Origin of the sequence: Oerskovia sp. Root918, from assembly GCF_001428945.1 — a bacterium.
Classification (GTDB): domain Bacteria; phylum Actinomycetota; class Actinomycetes; order Actinomycetales; family Cellulomonadaceae; genus Oerskovia; species Oerskovia enterophila.
The window spans coordinates 120295-139495 of the sequence record NZ_LMJG01000001.1; the positions used below are offsets into that span (position 1 = coordinate 120295).

General features: G+C 74.6%; 15 protein-coding genes. 9 read left to right on the forward strand and 6 right to left on the reverse strand.

All coding sequences use genetic code 11. The features are described 5' to 3' along the window. The first annotated feature begins 72 nt into the window (after positions 1-72). From ASE27_RS00510 to ASE27_RS00545, 8 genes are all read left to right on the forward strand, one after another. Positions 73-1554, forward strand: a complete 1482-nt coding sequence (locus ASE27_RS00510) for an MFS transporter (protein WP_082608349.1) — start codon at positions 73-75, stop codon at positions 1552-1554. Positions 1555-1556: 2 nt separating this feature from the next. Beyond that, entirely contained in the window at positions 1557-4031 is a 2475-nt protein-coding gene (locus tag ASE27_RS00515; protein WP_082608350.1) for a molybdopterin oxidoreductase family protein, read from the forward strand. Next, positions 4028-6022 (forward strand): FAD-dependent oxidoreductase, encoded by a 1995-nt coding sequence (locus ASE27_RS00520; RefSeq protein WP_235535314.1) that lies wholly within the window; start codon positions 4028-4030, stop codon positions 6020-6022. The genes ASE27_RS00515 and ASE27_RS00520 overlap by 4 nt, the downstream gene beginning before the upstream one ends. A gap of 251 nt (positions 6023-6273) precedes the next feature. Further along, positions 6274-8907: a nitrite reductase large subunit NirB gene (gene nirB / locus ASE27_RS00525; protein ID WP_056646452.1), complete on the forward strand. Its 2634-nt coding sequence runs from the start codon at positions 6274-6276 to the stop codon at positions 8905-8907. Further along, complete coding sequence (nirD, locus tag ASE27_RS00530) at positions 8904-9338, forward strand: nitrite reductase small subunit NirD (protein ID WP_082608353.1); 435 nt, start codon at positions 8904-8906, stop codon at positions 9336-9338. Before nirB ends, nirD begins: the two co-directional genes overlap by 4 nt. A gap of 92 nt (positions 9339-9430) precedes the next feature. Next, entirely contained in the window at positions 9431-10165 is a 735-nt protein-coding gene (gene cobA, locus ASE27_RS00535) for a uroporphyrinogen-III C-methyltransferase (RefSeq protein ID WP_056644578.1), read from the forward strand. Between the two features lie 65 nt (positions 10166-10230). Continuing rightward, complete coding sequence (locus tag ASE27_RS00540) at positions 10231-11322, forward strand: uroporphyrinogen-III synthase (protein ID WP_056646456.1); 1092 nt, start codon at positions 10231-10233, stop codon at positions 11320-11322. Then, positions 11319-12233, forward strand: a complete 915-nt coding sequence (locus ASE27_RS00545) for a sirohydrochlorin chelatase (RefSeq protein WP_082608355.1) — start codon at positions 11319-11321, stop codon at positions 12231-12233. The genes ASE27_RS00540 and ASE27_RS00545 overlap by 4 nt, the downstream gene beginning before the upstream one ends. A 57-nt stretch (positions 12234-12290) precedes the next feature. On the opposite strand, the gene ASE27_RS00550 is transcribed toward ASE27_RS00545, so the two are convergent. Then, on the reverse strand, positions 12291-13790 hold the full coding sequence (locus ASE27_RS00550; protein WP_200955865.1) for an MFS transporter: 1500 nt from the start codon (positions 13788-13790) through the stop codon (positions 12291-12293). A 152-nt stretch (positions 13791-13942) separates the two neighbouring features. Here ASE27_RS00550 and soxR point away from each other — a divergent pair, with 152 nt between their 5' ends. Further along, complete coding sequence (soxR, locus tag ASE27_RS00555) at positions 13943-14413, forward strand: redox-sensitive transcriptional activator SoxR (RefSeq protein ID WP_056644581.1); 471 nt, start codon at positions 13943-13945, stop codon at positions 14411-14413. Positions 14414-14498: 85 nt separating this feature from the next. Here soxR and ASE27_RS20045 read toward each other — a convergent pair whose 3' ends face one another. From ASE27_RS20045 to ASE27_RS00580, 5 genes are read right to left on the reverse strand one after another with little or no spacing between them, the layout of a single operon-like run. Beyond that, entirely contained in the window at positions 14499-15632 is a 1134-nt protein-coding gene (locus ASE27_RS20045) for a M48 family metallopeptidase (protein WP_157257324.1), read from the reverse strand. Beyond that, on the reverse strand, positions 15629-16681 hold the full coding sequence (locus tag ASE27_RS00565; protein ID WP_056644593.1) for a VWA domain-containing protein: 1053 nt from the start codon (positions 16679-16681) through the stop codon (positions 15629-15631). The genes ASE27_RS20045 and ASE27_RS00565 overlap by 4 nt, the downstream gene beginning before the upstream one ends. Beyond that, positions 16678-17769 (reverse strand): VWA domain-containing protein, encoded by a 1092-nt coding sequence (locus ASE27_RS00570; protein WP_157257325.1) that lies wholly within the window; start codon positions 17767-17769, stop codon positions 16678-16680. Before ASE27_RS00570 ends, ASE27_RS00565 begins: the two co-directional genes overlap by 4 nt. Continuing rightward, on the reverse strand, positions 17763-18281 hold the full coding sequence (locus tag ASE27_RS00575; protein ID WP_056644599.1) for a hypothetical protein: 519 nt from the start codon (positions 18279-18281) through the stop codon (positions 17763-17765). Before ASE27_RS00575 ends, ASE27_RS00570 begins: the two co-directional genes overlap by 7 nt. Then, positions 18268-19191: a DUF58 domain-containing protein gene (locus ASE27_RS00580; protein WP_056644602.1), complete on the reverse strand. Its 924-nt coding sequence runs from the start codon at positions 19189-19191 to the stop codon at positions 18268-18270. The genes ASE27_RS00575 and ASE27_RS00580 overlap by 14 nt, the downstream gene beginning before the upstream one ends. Between the last annotated feature and the right edge of the window lie 10 nt (positions 19192-19201).

The following is a 19201-nucleotide window of genomic DNA, read 5'->3' on the forward strand; positions in this document are numbered from 1 at the left end:
ACGCGTTTCCTACCGTCGCGGGTACTGGTCGAGCGCCGCTCGACGCGCCAGGTCCCCGCTCCAGGAGGCGCCATGTCCGTCCCCGCAGGTCCCCCCTCGCAGGCCACGACCACGACCGACCACCCCACCGACCAGCCCGCGCCCGCGCGCCCGACGGGCGCTGCGTCGTCGGGCACGGGCGTGCGGACCGAGACCGCACCGGGCGCCGCACCGCAGAGCGCCCCGCACCGTCGCGGGCGCTGGATCGACCACTGGGACCCCGAGGACCCCACGTTCTGGCGCGACGGCGGCCGCAAGGTCGCCACCCGCAACCTGTGGATCTCGGTCTTCGCCGAGTTCCTCGGGTTCGCGGTGTGGGCCCTGTGGTCGATCGTCGTGCCGCAGCTCGGCGCGGCCGGCTTCACCTTCACCGTGGACCAGCAGTTCTGGCTCATCGCGGTCCCCAGCCTCGTGGGCGCGACCCTGCGCATCCCGTACACGTTCGCGGTCCCGCTGTTCGGCGGGCGCACCTGGACCGTCGTGTCCGCGCTCCTGCTCCTGGTGCCCACGGTCTCGCTCGCGGTCGTCGTGCAGAACCCCGAGACGCCGTTCGGCGTGATGCTGCTCGTCGCGGCGCTCGCGGGCGTCGGCGGCGGCAACTTCGCGTCCTCGATGGCGAACATCTCCTTCTTCTACCCGGAGAAGGAGAAGGGCAGGGCGCTCGGGCTCAACGCCGCGGGTGGCAACCTCGGGACGGCCGCGGTCCAGTTCGCGGTGCCGCTCGTGATCGTCGCCGGCGCGGGCATCGCGCTCGAACGGGCAGGGCTCATGATGATCCCGTTCATCCTGCTCGCGGCGTTCCTCGCGTGGCGGTACATGGACAACCTGACGCACGCCAAGGCCGACTTCCGCTCGTTCGCCGCCGCGACCCGCAACCGGCACACGTGGATCATCTCGTTCCTCTACATCGGGACGTTCGGGTCGTTCATCGGCTACTCGGGTGCGTTCCCCACGCTGCTCAAGAACCAGTTCCCCGAGGTCACGCTCTCGATCGCGTTCCTCGGCGCGCTCGTGGGCTCGGTGTCCCGGCCGCTGGGCGGGACGATCGCCGACAGGGTCGGCGGGGCGCGCGTGACGATCGTGGCGTTCGGCGTCATGGCGCTCGGGGCCTTCGGAGCGATCCAGGCCCTCGAGTCGCACAGCTTCGGGCTGTTCTTCGGGTCCTTCCTGCTGCTGTTCGTCGCGACCGGCATCGGCAACGGGGCGACCTACCGCATGATCCCCGCGGTCTTCGCGGCCTCGGGGGAGCTCGCCGCACAGACCCTGCCCGACGACGAGCGCGCGGCCCACCGCACCCGGATCCGCAAGGCGGCCGCGGGCTGCATCGGCATCGCGGGAGCCATCGGGGCGTTCGGCGGGTTCCTCATCCCGCGCGGCTTCGCGATCTCGAACGACCTGGCCGGGTCGCTCGTGCCGGCCCTGTGGATCTTCATCGGCGTGTACGCGGTCATGGCCGTGGTCACGTGGGCCGTGTACCAGCGCCGGGGTGCGCGCATGGCCGCGGCCGGGATCTGAGCATGGTCGTCCACCCCGCCGCGGTCCCCGTCGCAGGCCCGGCCGGCGCCCGGGCTGCCGCCGCCCGCCCCGGGCGCGCGGCGCCGTCGGGCATCGCGACGGACACGCACTGCCCCTACTGCGCGCTGCAGTGCGGCATGTCGCTCGCGCCCGCGCAGGACCGTGGGCCCGACGCCGGAGCCTCGCCCCGCGTGGTCGTCGCACCGCGAGAGTTCCCCACCAACAAGGGCGGGCTGTGCCAGAAGGGCTGGACCAGCGCGAGCCTGCTCACCGCGCACGACCGGCTCACGGTCCCGCTCGTGCGCGACCGCACGGTCGACGCGGCGGGGGCCGTGACCCGCGGCGGGCTGCGGCCCGCGACGTGGGACGAGGCGCTCGGACGGGTCGCCCGCGGCATCACGGAGATCCAGGCCGCGTCGGGGCGCGACGCGGTCGCGGTCTTCGGCGGCGGGGGACTCACCAACGAGAAGGCGTACGCGCTGGGCAAGCTCGCACGGACGGTCCTGCGGACCGCGAACATCGACTACAACGGGCGCTTCTGCATGGCGAGCGCCGCGGCCGGTGCCAATCGCGCGTTCGGTGCCGACCGTGGCCTGCCGTTCCCGCTCGCGGACCTCGCGGGGGCCGACGCGGTGCTGCTGCTCGGCTCGAACCTGGCCGAGACCATGCCGCCCTCGGTCCAGCACCTCGCGGGTGTGCGCTCGCGCGGCGGGCTCGTGGTCGTGGACCCGCGACGGTCGGCCACGGCCGCGCTCACGGGCGCGGGGGCGCCCGGCGGTGCGGTGGACGCGGCACCCCAGGGCGTCCACCTGCAGCCCGTCCCCGGCACCGACCTCGTGGTGCTGCTCGCGCTCCTGCACGTCGTGTGGGCCGAGGGGCTCGCGGACGAGGAGTACCTCGCCGCGCGCGTGTCCGGGGTCGACGACGTGCGCCGCGCGGTCGCGGCCTGGTGGCCCGAGCGCGCCGAGACCGTGTGCGGGATCGCGGCCGACGAGCTCCGCCGGGTCGCACGGCTGCTCGCCGCGGCCTCGCCCGTGCGCGGGGGGCGCGGCGCGTACGTCCTGACGGGGCGCGGCGTCGAGCAGTCGACCCAGGGGACCGCGACCGTCACGGCCGCGATCGACCTGGCGCTCGCGCTCGGGCTGCCCGGCCGGACCGGCTCCGGGTACGGCGCGATCACGGGGCAGGGCAACGGGCAGGGGGGCCGGGAGCACGGACAGAAGGCCGACCAGCTCCCCGGCTACCGCAAGATCGACGACCCGGCCGCGCGCGCCCACGTCGCCGCGGTGTGGGGCGTGGACCCCGCCTCGCTGCCCGGGCCGGGCAAGCCTGCGGTCGAGCTGCTGCGCTCGCTCGGGACGCCGGGAGGGCCGCGCGCGCTGCTCGTGCACGGGTCGAACGTGCTGGTCAGCGCCCCGGACGCGACCCGGGTCGCCGAGCGCCTCGACGCCCTGGACCTGCTCGTGGTGTGCGACCTGGTGCCTTCCGAGACCGCGCTGCGCGCCGACGTCGTGCTGCCCGTGACGCAGTGGGCCGAGGAGGAGGGGACCATGACCTCGCTCGAGGGGCGCGTGATCCGCCGCAGGCAGGCCGTGACGCCGCCTACCGGCGTGCGGTCCGAGCTGTGGGTCTTCGCCGAGCTCGCGCGCCGCCTGGGCTCGACCGTGCCGTTCCCGCTCGACCCGGCCGAGGTGTTCGACGAGCTGGCCCGGGCCTCGGCGGGCGGCGTCGCGGACTACTCGGGGCTCAGCCACGCGCGGCTCGACGCCGACGAGGCCGCGGGTGGGCCGGGACTGTTCTGGCCCGTGCCGGCCGTGCCCGCTCGGTTGTCAGAACCAGGCCGGGCTGGGGACCGGGGAGCTTCTGACAACCCGGCCGGGCGAGGGACGCACCCCGGCACCCCGCGACTGTTCCTCGACCGCTTCCACACCCCCGACGGCCGGGCGCTCATGGTCGCGGTCGACCACGTCGGGCCCAGCGACGACGTCCGCCCCGACGCTCCCGTCTACCTGGTGACGGGCCGCGTGCTGCAGCACTACCAGTCGGGCGCGCAGACGCGCCGCGTGGCCGAGCTCGACCGGATCGTGCCCGGCCCGTTCGTCGAGATGCACCCGATCCTCGGCTTCCGCCTCGGCATCCAGGACGGGGACCCGGTGCGGCTCACCTCGGCCCGGGGCGAGGTCCGGGCGCCCGCGCGCTGGAGCGACAAGATCCGTCCCGACACGGTCTTCATGCCGTTCCACTGGAGCGGGGCCGGGAGCGTCAACCGGATCACGACCGACGCGACCGACCCGGTCTCCGGGATGCCCGAGTTCAAGGTCTGCGCTGTCGCGGTCGCGCCGGACCCGGCCGGGGACCTGCCGTCGGACCCTGCGCCGGGCAGGCCGCCCGGCGCGGCCGCAGGAGTGGCGCCCGGCGCGGCTGCGGCGCCGGCCCGCGGCCGGGGCCACGAGTTCTCCGAGGAGGTGGTCGTATGACCGACGCCGCTGCTGAGCTGTCAGAACCAGGCCGGGCCATGGCCCGGCCTGGTTCTGACAACCTGCCCGGGGGACGGGCGCACGGAGGCGAGGCCCCTGACGACGGCCCTGGCGCCGCGGCGCCGTTCCGGGTCGTCGTGGTGGGCAACGGCATGGTCGGGTCGCGGTTCGCCGCCGACCTCCTGGCCACGGCCGGCCCGGACCAGGAGCACCGCGCCCGGCCCCTGCGCGTCACGGTGCTCGGCGACGAGGAGTACGACCCGTACAACCGCGTCCTGCTGAGCGAGGTCGTCGCGGGCCGGGCCGACATCGGCGCGCTGACCCTGCCCTCGACGGGCGACGAGCGCGCCGAGGTCCACCGCGGCGCGCCCGCGATCGCGATCGACCGCTCCTCGCGCGCCGTGCTCACGAGCGACGGAGCGTTCCCGTACGACGCCGTGGTGCTCGCGACCGGCTCGTCCGCGCGGGTCCCGGACGTGCCGGGGCTCGGGTCGGGGCCCGGCGGGACGCTCCCCGCCGGGGTCCACGCGCTGCGCACGCTCGACGACGCGTGCGAGATCGTCGCCGCGACCTCCAACGCACGCCGCGCCGTCGTGATCGGTGCGGGCGTCCTGGGGCTCGAGGTCGCGTGCGGCCTGGCCCGACGTGGGCTCGCGGTGACCGTGGTCCACGGCGGGGCGAGCCCCATGGACCGCCAGCTCGGCCCCGACGCGGGCCTCGCGGCCTCGCGCACGCTCGCCGAGCTCGGGATCGAGGTCCGCACCGGGGTGCGGACGCGCGAGGTCGTGGTGCGCGGCGTGGGCGGCCGGGGTGCGGTGGTCGCGGGCGTCGTGCTCGTGCCCGACGCCGACGAGATTCCGACCGACCTGCTCGTGCTGGCCTGCGGGACCGTGCCCGAGGCGACCCTCGCCCGGACCGCGGGCCTGACGGTGGACCGGGGCGTCGTCGTCGGGCACGGGCTGGCGAGCCCCGACGACCCCGACGTGTACGCGATCGGGGACTGCGCGCAGCCGCCCGAGGGCGGGACGGGGCTCATCGCGCAGGGGTGGGAGCAGTCGCGGCGGCTCGCGGCACTGCTCGCCCTGCGCGTGCTGTCAGAACCTCGCCGGGCTCTACCCCGGCCAGGTTCTGACACCTCGGGGGCCGCAGCACGAACCCACGTCCGCTTCACCGACGACGAGCGGCCCAGCATGGCACTGCGGATCGCGCTAGGCGTCGAGCAGGGTGGGAGGAGCCCCGGGGACGAGCAGCTCGAGATGCGGCCAACGGGGGTCGGCAGCCTCCCAGCACCCCCGTTGGCCGCATCTCGTGGCGAGGGGGTGATGACCGGGGCCTCATCCGCTCTCCCGGCCGACTCGCCGGCCGCCCTGTCGGTCGACCCACCGGTGGGCTTCGCGGTCGCACCGGCGAGGACGCCCCCCGCCGCCCCGACCGACGTGGTGCGCCTCAAGGCCGCGGGGCTCGACGTCGTCGCGATGGGCGTGTGCGGCGCGCGGCGTGCCCACGACCCGAGCCACCGGACGCTCCGCCTGACCGACCCCGACGCGGGGCGGCACGTCGAGGTCGTCGTCGCGGGCGGGTTCCTCGTCGGGGCGACCGTGGTCGGCGCCCCGCAGATCGGTGCCGACCTCACCGCGACCTACACGCGCCGGGTCCCCGTGCCCGCGGACCCGGCCCACCTCCTGCTGCAACCCGTCGCGCAGGCCGCCGCTCCGGCGTCGGACCCCACGCACATGCCCGACCGGACCACGGTCTGCAGCTGCAACGGCGTGACCAAGGGCGACATCGTCGCGAGCTGGCGCGAGGGAGCCCGCAGCACCACGGACATCGCGCGCGCGACGCGCGCGACGACCGGGTGCGGCGGCTGCAAGGACGTCGTGTGCGGGCTCGCGGACTGGCTCCGCAAGGCCGACCCCGAGCAGCCGGGGACGGCGTCCGCCACGCCGCCTGCGGGCGGACGGGCCCCCGAGCCCGTGCCGGTCCACGGCTGACCTGGGCGGGCGACGGTTCAGCGCCGTGCCGGCGCCCCTCCGGATCGACGATCCCTCTTCTCACGCGCACCCCGCCGTGCGCGTGAGAAGAACGTTACGGAGGGGCAAAGGGGAGGGTGCGGCGTGGAAACCGCGCGTCTCTAGTGTCCGGAGCAGCAGCTGCTTCCCGGACACCCGGACCGCACCCCCCAGGAGCCCCCGTGACCACACCATCGAGCTCTTCCCGCCATCTCGTGATCGTCGGCGGCGGCATGGTCGCCCAGCGCCTCGTCGAGGCGCTGCGTGCGCGTGACACCGCCGGCGAGTGGCGGGTCACCGTCTTCGCCGAGGAACCCCGCTACCCCTACGACCGCGTCGCGCTCACTTCCTACTTCTCGGCGCGCGACCCCGAGGAGCTCAACCTCGGGGACCCCACGCTGTGGGACGACCCGCTCGTGCGCCTGGTCCGCGACTGCCGCGTCGACTCGATCGACCGCGAGGCGCGTCAGGTCACCGACCGCCTGGGCCGGGTCCACGACTACGACGAGCTCGTGCTCGCGACGGGCTCGGACGCGGCGCGGCCGCCGATCCCGGGCAACGAGCTGCCGGGCGTGTTCGTGTACCGCACGATCGACGACGTCGCGGCCTTGCGCGGGTGGGTCGAGGCCAAGCGCGAGGAGCGGGCCGGGTCGTCGTACGACCGCCCGGTGCGCGGCGCCGTCATCGGCGGCGGGCTCCTGGGGCTCGAGGCCGCGGGAGCGCTCAAGGCGCTCGGCGCCCAGGCGACCGTCATCCAGTTCGGGACGCACCTCATGGACGCCCAGATCGACCTGGGCGGCGGGCAGGCGCTCGGTCGCCTCATCAACGACATGGGCATCGCGGTGCGCGTGAGCACCGCGACCAAGGAGATGCGGCCCGCGCGCACCACGGGTCACGTGGGCCGCCTCGATTTCGTGGACGGCGGGCGGCTCGACGTCGACGTGGTCGTCATGGCGACGGGCGTCCGGCCGCGCGACAACCTGGCCCGGGACGCGGGCCTGCCGGTCGGTGAGCGCGGTGGCGCGGTCGTCGACCTGTCGTGCCGGACGCCGGACCCGCACGTGTGGGCGGTCGGCGAGGTCGCGTGCATCGAGGGCAGGTGCCTGGGGCTCGTGGCCCCGGGGTACGCGATGGCCGAGGTCGTCGTGGACCGGCTGCTGGGCGGCGAGGCGACGTTCCCCGGTGCGGACACCGCGACCAAGCTCAAGCTGCGCGGCGTGGACGTCGCGAGCTTCGGCGACGCGTTCGCGCGCACCGAGGGCGCCATGGAGCTCGTCTACGCGGACCCGGTCGCGGGCGTCTACAAGAAGCTCGTCCTGTCCGACGACGCACGGACCCTCCTGGGCGGCGTGTTCGTGGGCGACGCGACGCCGTACGCGTCGCTGCGTCCCATGGTCGGGCGCGAGCTGCCGGGCGACCCCGGGGCGTTCCTGCTGCCCGAGGGCTCGTCGGGGGGCGGCGCGGCGGGGCTCGAGCTGCCCGACGACGCGACCGTCTGCTCGTGCAACAACGTCACGGCGGGCACGATCCGCTCGGCCGTGACCGAGCACGCGTGCACCGACGTCGCCGCGGTCAAGTCGTGCACCAAGGCCGGCACGAGCTGCGGCTCGTGCCTCCCGCTCGTCAAGAAGATCACGACGACCGAGCTCGAGAAGGCCGGCATCGAGGTCTCGAACGCGCTGTGCGAGCACTTCGAGCTCTCGCGGGCGCAGCTCTTCGATGCGGTCCGCGTCGCGGACCTGCACACGTTCAGCGAGATCATCGCGCGGTTCGGTCGCGTTCCTGCCGGCGTGCCGGAGACGCCCGACGGCGTAGCCCAGGCCGGGCTCCCGGCCGCGGGGCCCGGCCGTGGTTGCGACATCTGCAAGCCGGTCATCGCGTCGATCCTGGCGTCGCTGGGCAACGGTCACATCCTGTCGGGAGAGCAGGCCGCGCTCCAGGACACCAACGACCACGTCATGGCGAACATGCAGAAGGACGGCACCTACTCGGTGGTCCCGCGCATCCCCGGCGGGGAGATCACGCCCGAGGGGCTGCTCGTGATCGGGCAGGTCGCGAAGGACTTCGGGCTCTACACCAAGATCACGGGCGGCCAGCGGATCGACATGTTCGGTGCGCGGATCGAGCAGCTCCCGCTGATCTGGCGCCGGCTCGTCGAGCACGGCTTCGAGTCGGGCCAGGCGTACGGCAAGTCGCTGCGGACCGTGAAGTCGTGCGTCGGGTCGACGTGGTGCCGGTTCGGCGTGCAGGACTCGGTGGGCATGGCGGTCGAGCTCGAGCTGCGGTACCGCGGGCTGCGCTCGCCGCACAAGATCAAGCTCGGGGTCTCGGGGTGCGCGCGCGAGTGCGCCGAGGCCCGCGGCAAGGACGTCGGCGTGATCGCGACCGACAAGGGCTGGAACGTGTACGTGGGTGGCAACGGCGGCTTCACGCCCAAGCACGCGAGGCTCCTCGCGGAGGATCTCGACGACGCGACGATGATCCGCACGATCGACCGTTTCCTCATGTACTACATCCGCACCGCGGACCGCCTGCAGCGCACGTCGGTGTGGGTCGACGAGGTCGAGGGCGGCCTCGACGGGATCCGCGCCGTGATCCTCGAGGACTCCCTGGGGATCGCCGCGGACCTCGACGCCGCGATGGCGGGTCACGTCGACGCGTACGAGGACGAGTGGCGCGCCGTCCTGGAGGACCCCGAGAAGCTCCGGCGGTTCGGTTCCTTCGTCAACGCGCCCGCGACGGCCGACCCCGACCTCGCGTACGTCGCCGAGCGCGGTCAGCCGCGACCGGCCACGACCGCCGAGCGCGAGGGCGCTGCGACGGGTGGGGTTCTGATCGCCGGGACGACTCTGGAGGTACGCAGATGAGCACGAGCACGTGGGGTTCCGAGGCCGTGGTGGCGGAGCCGGGGGCACGAGGCGCGGGCGGGACGGGCTGGGAGGCCGTCTGCCGGGCCTCGGACCTCGCGGTCGAGCGCGGCGCCGCGGCGCTCGTCGGCGGGCAGCAGGTCGCGCTCTTCCGGCTGACCGACGGGCGGGTGCTCGCGGTCCAGCAGCTCGACCCGTTCAGCGGGGCCAACGTCATGTCGCGCGGGATCGTGGGCACGCGCGGGGGCGTCCCGACCGTCGCGTCGCCGATGTACAAGCAGGTCTTCGCGCTCGAGACCGGGGTGTGCCTCGACCCCGTGGGGTTCCTCCCGGTGCTCGCGGCGGGACCGGACCTGGTGACGTGGCCCGTCGAGGTGCGTGCCGGCGTCGTGCACGTGGGCGTGCCCGCTGCGGACGGGACCGCGTGCTGACCGCCCGGTCACCGGCTCTCTGCCCCGCGGTGCCGGACAAGGTGTCAGAAGCACTCCGGGCCATACCCCGGCCACGTTCTGACAACGGATCGGTGACCCTCGTGGGTGGGGGGCCCGGAGCGACCGACCTGCTCACCCTCCGTGGCTACCGTGCGCTCATGACCGCCGACGTCGTCGTGGTCGACCGCCTGGGCCCCCTCCAGGTCCTCGACGACCTCCCCGCGAGCGTCGAGGTCATCGACGTCGGCAAGACCCCGGGCCACCACCCCGTGCCGCAGCACGAGATCAACGCGATCCTCGTCGAGCAGGCGCAGCGCGGCCGCACGGTCGTGCGGCTCAAGGGCGGCGACCCGTTCGTGTACGGCCGCGGCGGGGAGGAGGTCCTGGCCTGCCGCGCCGCGGGGGTCCCGGTCGAGGTCGTGCCGGGCGTGAGCAGCGCCCTGTCCGTCCCGGCGCTCGCGGGCATCCCCCTCACGCACCGCGGGACGGTCGGTGCGTTCCTCGTGGTCAACGGCCACGGCGGTCTGGACGTGGGCGCGCTGGCCGCGGTCCGCGATCGCACGGCTACCCTGGTGATCCTCATGGGAGTGTCGATGCTGAGCGAGATCACGGACCAGGCGGTCACCGCCGGGGCCGACGTCGGCACGCCCGTCGCCGTCGTCGAGTCGGGTTCCACGGAGCACCAGCGGGTCACGCGCGCCACGCTCGGGACGCTCGTCGAGCGCGCGGCCCAGGTCGGGGTGCGCGCCCCGGCGGTCGTGGTCGTGGGGGACGTGGCCGCCGCGGACCTGCTGGTCCCCGCCCTCGTCCCGGAGATGGCCCTGTGACGGGAGCGGTCCAGGGGTCGGCGGTCCCCGCCGCCGCAGCGCAGCGTCCCGCGCTCGGCCAGGTCATGGCCGGCTGCACGGTTCTCGTCACGGCCGACCGGCGCTCGGCCGAGCTCGCCGCGGCCCTGGTCCGCCGGGGGGCCGAGGTGCGCCACGCGCCCGCCCTGAGCATGGTGCCCAACGAGGACGACGAGGCGCTCCTCGCGGGCACGCGCGACCTGATCGCCCACCCGCCGGACGTCGTTGTCGTCACCACGGGCATCGGGTTCCGTGGCTGGATCGAGGCGGCCGACGCCCACGGGCTGGCCGACGAGCTCCTGGCCGTCATGGGCGGGGCACGCCTGGTCGCCCGCGGACCCAAGGCGCGCGGCGCGATCCAGGCCGCCGGCCTCCAGGCGGACTGGGTCGCGGAGTCGGAGACGTCGGGAGAGATCGCCGACGTCCTGCTCGGCGAGGGCGTCGACGGGCTGCGCATCGCCGTCCAGCACCACGGTGCGGGGGCCGACGGCCTGGACACGGTCTTCGCGCAGGCGGGCGCGGACGTCGCGAGCCTCATCGTCTACCGCTGGGGCCCGCCGCCCGACGAAGCGGCGCTCCGGGCCTCGGTCCACGCCGCGGCGGGCGGCGAGATCGACGCCGTCGTCTTCACCTCGGCCCCGGGCGCCGAGGCGTGGCTCGCGGCCGCGGAGTCGGAGGGCGTCGGCGACGCGGTCGTCGCACGGTTCGCGAGCGGCAGCATGATCGCCGCGGCCGTCGGACCCATCACGGCCCGCCCCCTCGCGCACCGCGGGATCGCGACCCTCCAGCCGGACCGCGGGCGCCTCGGCGCGCTGGTCCGCACGCTCGTCGGTCACTACGAGCACGCCGAGACCCTCGCGCTCGTGACCGTCGCGGGCATCCTGCAGATCCGCTCGCGCGTCGCGGTGCTCGACGGTCGCGTGCTCCCGCTCTCGCCCAGCGGGCTCGAGGTCCTGCGCCTGCTCGCGTCGCGGGCCGGGGAGATCGTGACCCGCGACCAGGTCCTCGCGGCGCTGCCCGGCGACTCGCGCGACCCGCACGCCGCGGAGGTCGCCGTGGCCCGGCTGCGCGAGGCCGTGGGCGAGCGCGCCCTCGTCAAGACCGTCGTCAAACGTGGCTATCGACTGGAGCTGGCATGAGCACGGAGATCCTGGGGTTCCCTTCCGGCGAGACCGAGGGGAGCCCGTCGTCGGGCGCAGCGGGCGCTGCAGACGCAGCAGCCGCACCCGTGCTCGTCGGCTGCTCGCACGGGACCAACGACGTCGCCGGCCAGGCCGCGATCCGTGCGCTGCTCGACGACGTCCGTGCGACGCGCCCCGACCTGGACGTCCGGGAGGCGTTCGTCGACGTCCAGCAGCCCGAGGTGGCCGACGTCGTCACGCACGCGGTCGGACCGCGCGCCCCGGGCGAGGGGCCGGGCGGGCAGGCCGTGGTCGTCCCTCTGCTGCTCTCCACGGGCTTCCACGTGAACGTCGACATCACCGAGGCCGTCTCGCCCGAGCACGAGGGACGAGGTCCCGAGCACGGTGCGGCGACCGCGGCCCGCGCGCTCGGCCCCGATCCGCGCCTCGCGCAGATCCTCGCGGACCGCCTCGCCGCGGCCGGGACGCGTCCGCACGACGCGGTCGTGCTCGCGGCCGCCGGGTCGAGCAGGTCGGGGGCCGCGCGCGACGTCGAGGCCGTCGCCGAGCACCTGCGTGCGCACCACGACGGACCGGTCACGGTCGGGTTCGGCGCCATGGCGACCCCGTCGGTGCGTGACGCGGTCGCGGCGGCACGCGAGGCGCTCGGCGGGGCCGCGGTCCCGGGCGAGGCCACCACCGCCCCGGGCGGAGGCGCCGACGCGGCCGGCGCGGCGCCGTCGGGCGGTGAGGACGCGCCTCCCCGCGTGGTCATCGCCGCCTACCTGCTGGCCCCCGGTTTCTTCCACGACCGCCTGCTCGAGGCCGGCGCGGACGTCGTCACGGCCCCGCTCGCCCCCGACGCTCGTCTGACCGCGATCGTGCTCGACCGCTACGCCGAGGGCGTCGCGGCGCTGCCGGGTCGCTAGGCGGACCGCACCGCCCGGACCGCACCGCCCGGGCCGCAGCCCGGGCGGCGCCGCGGCTCAGGCCGGGACCCGGGTCCTCGGCGCGACGAACGCCGCGAGCAGCGCGATCACGACCGTCACGCCGAAGCAGATGACGTAGGCCAGGAGGCCGAACGCGTCGTGCAGGGCCCAGAGCATCGACCCGGTCACCGCGAGCGCGATCGCCGCGGACAGCGCGTCCGAGACCTGGAGCGCCGAGCTGTTGGCGCCCTGCTGGTCCTCGGGCGACAGGGCGAGCGTGAGCACCGAGAGCGTCGGGTGGACCATGCCCATCCCCAGGCCCGCGACGGTCCACGAGAGCATGCCGAGGATCGGGGGCACGGAGGGCCACGCGAGGAGCGCGGTGCCCGCGATCCCGCCCGCGATGAGGAACGACCCGACGAGGACGAAGCGCGAGTGCGGCCATCCCCAGTGAGCCTTCCCGCGCAGCCACGCGCCGACCGACCAGCCGATCGCGCCGAACGTCAGGACCCCGCCTGCCTGCGCGGGGGAGAGGCCGCGCTCGTGCGAGAGGAGCAGCGGCAGCAGGACCTCGGTGCCCGTGAAGGCTGCCGCGACGAGGCCGCGGATCGCGATCACCGAGGGCAGCCCGCGCGCCGCGCGCACCGTGCCGCGCGGGAGCAGGTGCGGCACGCTCACCACGACCAGGCCGAGCGCGACCGCGAGCGCGGCGTACAGCAGCACGCCCTCCTGCTGGCCTGCGAAGTGCAGCAGGCCGATGCCCACGGCCGCGGCCACGGCCCACCACAGGGCTGTGTTCCCGCCGCGGTCGGCGGCGTCCGCCGCGTCCGTCGCGCGGCGGTCCTGCACGACGGCGCGCAGGCCGGGGCGCATCATGAGCACGGCCGGGACCGCGAGGAACGGCACGGCGAGGAAGACCCATCGCCACCCGACGTGCTCGACGACGAGCCCCGCGACCGCCGGGCCGACGATCGAGGGCACGACCCACGCGGCGGCGAAGGCTGCGAACACCGACGGGCGCCGGTCCTCGGGGAACACCCGGGCGACGAGCACGTACAGCGCGACGATGTACATCCCGGTGCCGAGCCCCTGCACCACCCGCCCCGCGACGAAGACCTCCATGGTCGGGGCGAGCCCTGCGACGACCAGGCCGGCGAGGAAGAGCCCGACGCCGGCCCACAGCGACGGGCTCGGGCCGAACCGGTCGCACCAGCGGCCCGCGGCGACCATCCCGACGACGCTCGCGGCGATCGACCCCGCGAACGCGACCGCGTAGAGCGTCAGGCCGTCGAGGGCCTGCGCGACGGTCGGCATCGCGGTCGCGACGGCCAGGGCCTCGAACGCGCCGAGCAGCACGAGAGCGACCATGCCGATCATGACCGTGCGCTGGGTCGCGGGGGACAGGCCGCCGCCGGTCGGGCCACCGCCGGTCGGGCCGTGGGCGTCGGGACCTGTTTCGTCCGGAGGTGCGGCCGCCGCGGGGGAACCGAAGGCGGGGGAGTCAGCGATCGCCTCGGCGACGTCGGCCTCGGGCGCCAGGGGGCGTAGTGGTTCCATGATTCCTCGCAGGGGTGGGCGCCGGCCGGATGGGGCGTCGCGCGACAGGTGCGCTCGGTCGAGCGCTTCGACTAGTCTCGAACCTCAACCATTGTCGAGGTCAAGCGCATCCGACCCGTCGATGGACGGAGTGACGAATGCCTGGAGCAATCATGCCTGACGAGGGGCCCCACCCCGACGACGAGCTCACGGTCGGCGAGCTCGCCCGCCGCAGCGGCGTCACGGTGTCGGCGCTGCACTTCTACGAGCGCGAGGGACTGCTCACCGCGCGCCGCACCCCGGGCAACCAGCGCCGCTACCCGCGCGAGACGCTGCGCCGCGTCTCGTTCATCAAGGTCTCCCAGCGCGTGGGGATCCCGCTCGCGCTGGTCCGCGAGGCGCTGGGGACGCTCCCGCAGAACAGGACGCCCACCGCCAAGGACTGGCGCCGACTCTCGCGCATGTGGCACGCGGACCTCGACGCCCGGATCGAACAGCTCGTGCGCCTGCGCGACCACCTCACCGACTGCATCGGGTGCGGGTGCCTGTCGCTGCGCAAGTGCGTCCTGGCCAACCCGCACGACGTGCTGGCCGAGGAGGGCCCCGGTCCCCGCACTCTGCTGGTCGACGGGCTCGACGACTGAGGGGTGGGAGCGCACGCCGCGTGCGTCCGCCCCCGAGGTGCGACCTCGAGGTCAGGCCTCGGGCGCGACCGGCGGTGACCGCAGCTCACCAGTTCTTGGCCGAGCCACCGCCGCCCTGCTCCTCGCCCGTGCCCCCCGCGGGCTCGTCGCCCCCGTAGTAGTTCCGGTACTCCTGCTGGCTCTGGTCCTCGTCGTCCCGGGCCTCGGAGTTCTGCTCCTGGAGCTTCTCCTGACGCTCGGCCTCGGCCCGCTCCTCCTCGGTCTGGTCGGGCTCGGGCTGCTCCTGCTCCTGCTCCTCGCCCTCCTGCGGGTCCTGGGGCTCCTGCGGCTGCGCGTCCTTGGCCTGCTGCTGCTTGTCCTGCAGGCGCTGGACCGACTGCTCGTTCTGCTCCTTCTCCTGCTCCGACTGGTCCTCGCACCGGGGCCAGCCGCGCACCTGCTCGGCGGTCGCGAACGAGCGCTCGGCGAACGAGTACCAGGTCGTGGCGTCGTCCTGGACCTGCTCGGGCGTGAGCTCGTTGCCGTCGCCGTAGGGGTCGATCACGCTGGCCTCGTAGTCCTCGCCCGCGGCGCGAGCAGCGAGGGCCTCCTCGAGGGCCTTCTTCTGCGCCATGTAGTCGTCCGCGGTGATCTTCTCGTAGTCACCGGAGGTCTCGTAGGCGATCGACAGGTTGATCTGGATCCGGCAGCGGACCATGGGTTCCTCGCCCTCGGCGAGGTCGTAGGCACGGTGGAGGTCGCTGATCGCGGTGTAGTCGTCGCCGGTCCGGTGTCGCGCTGTCCCGGTGTTGAACCAGGCCTTCCACGGGTCGACGACGTTCATGGTCTTCTGGAGGTCGAACAGGTCGGCTGCGCCCGAGTGGTCGCCCGCGTCGTAGCGGTCGGAGCCCATCGAGGCGATCACGGGCAGGAACGCGAGCTTGGTGCCGAGCACGAGCGCGGCGATCAGCAGCGGGATCGGCAGGAGGAGCAGGAGTGCCCGACGGCGCAGCCGCCTCGAGCGCAGCGCCGCCGCCTGGGGGGAGCGCGAGCCGGGCAGCTGCGCGCGGGGCGGCTGCGGGTAGGGCGCGCCGGGGCGGACCGTCGACGGGCCTCCCCACGGCGGAGCCGGCTGCGAGGGCACGACAGGCCCTCCGGGCTGCGCGGGCTGCTGGGATCCACCCGTCCCGTTCGAGCTGCCCCACGGGGGCTGCTGCGGGGGCGCTCCGTCGCCGCTCATGCGCGCACCCCCACCCGGCGGGCCGCGGACCGGCCCGCGCACCATGCCTCGATCCCGAGGAGGCCGGCCGCGAGGAGCGCGAACGGCCACACGATCGGGCGGTAGGCGGTGACGAGGCGCCTGCCGTCCGCAGCGACCTGCTGCGGGTCGACGCCTGCGACGAGCTCGGCCGTCGGGCTCGTGGTCTCACGGTGCACGTACGGGACCCCCAGCTGCTCGGCGATCGCCTGCAGGTTCTCCTCGTCGATGATCGACAGGGCGTCCGGCACGCCCGACTCGTCGATCGTCGCCTTCGACGGGTCCTCGATGTACTCGGCCGTGGCCGGGTCCTCGCCTGGCATGTACTCCTTCATGCGCCCGCCCTCCGCGGTGCCGTAGCCCAGCACCGCGCCGCCGTCGACGAGCGGTGCGAGCTCCTCGTACGAGCGGGGCTCGCCGTCCGCGGTCTGCTCGCCGTCCGACAGGAAGAACACGAGCCGCATGTTCGACGGGCGCTCGGCCGCGGCCCCCTGCAGGGCCTCGCGCAGCTCGTCGAGCGGCCGGTCGGTGAGCGACCCCTTCGAGTAGAGCGTGATCTCGCGCTTGAACGTGTCGGCCCAGGACGTGATGGCGCGTGCGTCGGTCGTGAGCGGGAGCTGGCGGCTGGCCTGGGAGTCGAACGAGATGATCGAGTAGCGGGCGCCCGGGATGTCGCCTGTGAGGCTCGCGATGTCGTGGCGCACGCCCACGAGGCGCTCGTTCGTGCCGTCGAAGTCCTCGGCGGCCATGGATCCCGTGCGGTCGACCACGAAGAACATGTCGACGTTCGCGACCGACGTGTCGCGGTCCGTCACGGGGACCGAGGGCCCGAGCCCGATCACGGCGAGCACCGCGACGAGCGCGGTCCGGCGGGCCCACGCGCCCCGCGGGCCGGCGGGCGCGCCCTGGCGGCCGGCAGCGCCACGCGACGCGCCTCGCAGCGCGACCACGAGCTGCCACACGGCGAGCCCGAGCAGCGGCACGAACACCACGGCCCACGCCCACAGGGGGATCAACGGGTGGAGGGTCATTCGCGCAACCTCCAGGCCACGACGAGCAGGAGCGCGGCGCCCGCGGTCCCCACGAGGAACCAGAGCGTCGGCAGGTCCGTCACGATCACCTCGGGGCTCGCGTCGAGCTCGACCGCCTGCTGCGCCACGACGTCCTCGACCATGCCCTCGACGGCCTGCGGGTCACCCGCGAGGAAGTAGAGCCCGCCGCCGGCCTCGACCACGTCGCGGTACTCGACCTCCTCGGGCGTGCCCGCGTACAGGTCCGAGCCCCCGTAGATCCCGTGCAGCGTGATGTCGCGCGAGGCCACCAGGGCCGCGGCCTGCTCGAGCGTGTAGATGGGCTCGCCCGCGACGTAGTTGTCGGTCGCGAGGATGATCGAGCGCGAGCGCTCCGTGGCCTCCTCGTCGAACTGCAGCGCGCAGTTGGCCAGGCCGTCCCCGATGAGGCTCGCGGCGGACTCGTTCGCGAGCGTGCCCGCGGTGTACGTGAGGTACTCCAGGATGTCCTTCTCGTCGCCCTCGCGCGCGAAGTCGAGCGTGCTCGGGTCCTTGTCGAACGCCGCGACCCCCGCCGCGAGCTGCTCCTTGACCAGGGTGTAGTCGTCCGTGAGCGGGAACACGGTGCGCGACGTCGAGTTGAAGATCGACAGCGCGATCCGCTCGCCCTCGAAGTTGTCCACCAGCTCCGAGTACACCTTGAGGATCTCGCCGTCGTACGCGGTCATGGAGCCCGACACGTCGAGGCACAGCACGATGTCCCGCGTCCCCAGGCGGTCCACGACCACGTCGGTCTCGACCGGCCGCGCCGCGACCGCACCGACCCCGACGAGCGCCACGAGCAGCCCGACGAGCCCCACGACCTGCAGCGTCCGGTAGCGGCGTACCCACGCCGCGAAGGCGGGGACCTGCGCGAGGTAGGACGAGTTCGCGACCCACGTGACGCCGTCGGCGTCCTGCGTGGCCTCGGCACGTGCCCGACGGCGGCGCGCGAGCCACCAGGCCGTCGCCCCTGCGCCCAGGGCCAGGACCACGACCCCGGCGAGCAGCCAGGGCCACAGGATCGAGGCGCCCTGCGGCCCGGGCACGAGGGCGGCAGGCGTCACCACGTCCTCACCACCGTGCGGGCGCGGTCGATCGAGTCCCTGCCCGTGGGCGTGACGCCGTGCTCGTCGAGGCCGGCCAGCGGGTCGACGTCGTACTCCGCGAACGACGGGCGATAGTAGCGCGCGATGAGGCGCGTCAGGTGCTGGGTGCCCGTCATGCGCTCGATCTCGGACAGCGTCAGCACCGAGGCGTCCACGCCCAGGCGACCCGACGCGAAGCCGCGGACCTCCTTGGACAGCGCCAGGTGGAGCCCGCGCTCGTCGAGCTCGCCGGCGAGGTAGCGCTGCTCGACCGCGTCGAGGTGCGCCTCGAACTCGGTGCGCAGGCCCGCGTACGGGTCGTACGGTCCCGTCGGCAGGCGCGGGGCAGGGGGCTGGGCCTTCTCCTCGGCCGACGCACGCGTCGAGAGGAAGGCGAACACGATCCAGCCCACCACGAGCAGCAGCAGGAGGACACCGAGCGCCCCCCACCAGCCGCTGTAGAGGACCGGGGCGTAGAGCTCATCGTCGGGCACGCTTCGCCCTCCCCAGCAGCTCGACGAAACGGGGCACGACGTCGTCGGTCCCGGTCACGCTCACGGCCTCCACCTGGAGGGTGCGCAGCAGGGCCACGACCGACTCGCGCCGAGCACGCACGGCCTGCGCCGCCCCCTCCGCGACGTCCACGCGGCCCCGCAGGAACGGCGGCAGGTCGAGCGTGCCGTCGACGTCCGCGACCTGCCCGAGGCCGCGGTGCTCGGTGGCCGGGCCGCCCACGGCGAGGGGGACCCCGACGGGCGACAGGTCCGCGACCGCGACGACCATGACCTCGTGGCGCACGCGCAGGCGCCGCAGCAGGCGCTCGTGCTCGGGACCGGGGCGGGCCTCGTCGGTCACGACGACCATGATCGAGCGCCGCTGGAACGCGTTGAGAGCCCGGTCGAGCGCGCGGTTCAGGTCGCTCGCGGGCGCGTCGACGCTCAGCTGCTTCTCGACCGTGCGGAGCATGAGCTCGAGGTCCTGCGTGCTGGCGCGGGGCGGGAGCTGGACGATGCGCCCGGCGTCCGCCGCGACGAGCGCGACCCGGTCGCCGCGGTCGCGCGCGAGGTAGGCCACGAGCGCGCAGCAGAAGCTCACCGCGTCGGCCTTGGGCTCGCCGCTCGCCGCGGTCGCGCCCATGTTGCGGCCCGTGTCCACGACGAGGACCAGGTTGACGTTGGACTCGCGCACGAACCGGCGCACCACGGGGATGCCCGCGCGGGCGCTCGACTTCCAGTCGATGTCGCCCACGTCCTCGCCGGGCGCATAGAGGTGGAGGTCGTCGAAGTCCTGCCCGTGCCCCTTGAGGACGGAGCGGTGCCGACCCTCGAGCAGCCCCGAGGCCCGCCGGGCCAGCGGGAGCTCGAGCCTGGCCCGCACCTGGGCCAGTCGCGACACGTCTGCCATGGACCGCGCC

Coding starts and splice junctions, on each gene's coding strand:
- ASE27_RS00510 (WP_082608349.1), top strand. CDS start 73: ATGTCCGTCCCCGCAGGTCCCCCCTCGCAGGCCACGACCACGACCGAC.
- ASE27_RS00515 (WP_082608350.1), top strand. CDS start 1,557: ATGGTCGTCCACCCCGCCGCGGTCCCCGTCGCAGGCCCGGCCGGCGCC.
- ASE27_RS00520 (WP_235535314.1), top strand. CDS start 4,028: ATGACCGACGCCGCTGCTGAGCTGTCAGAACCAGGCCGGGCCATGGCC.
- nirB (WP_056646452.1), top strand. CDS start 6,274: ATGGTCGCCCAGCGCCTCGTCGAGGCGCTGCGTGCGCGTGACACCGCC.
- nirD (WP_082608353.1), top strand. CDS start 8,904: ATGAGCACGAGCACGTGGGGTTCCGAGGCCGTGGTGGCGGAGCCGGGG.
- ASE27_RS00540 (WP_056646456.1), top strand. CDS start 10,231: ATGGCCGGCTGCACGGTTCTCGTCACGGCCGACCGGCGCTCGGCCGAG.
- ASE27_RS00545 (WP_082608355.1), top strand. CDS start 11,319: ATGAGCACGGAGATCCTGGGGTTCCCTTCCGGCGAGACCGAGGGGAGC.
- ASE27_RS00550 (WP_200955865.1), bottom strand. CDS start 13,790: ATGGAACCACTACGCCCCCTGGCGCCCGAGGCCGACGTCGCCGAGGCG.
- soxR (WP_056644581.1), top strand. CDS start 13,943: ATGCCTGACGAGGGGCCCCACCCCGACGACGAGCTCACGGTCGGCGAG.
- ASE27_RS20045 (WP_157257324.1), bottom strand. CDS start 15,632: ATGAGCGGCGACGGAGCGCCCCCGCAGCAGCCCCCGTGGGGCAGCTCG.
- ASE27_RS00565 (WP_056644593.1), bottom strand. CDS start 16,681: ATGACCCTCCACCCGTTGATCCCCCTGTGGGCGTGGGCCGTGGTGTTC.
- ASE27_RS00580 (WP_056644602.1), bottom strand. CDS start 19,191: ATGGCAGACGTGTCGCGACTGGCCCAGGTGCGGGCCAGGCTCGAGCTC.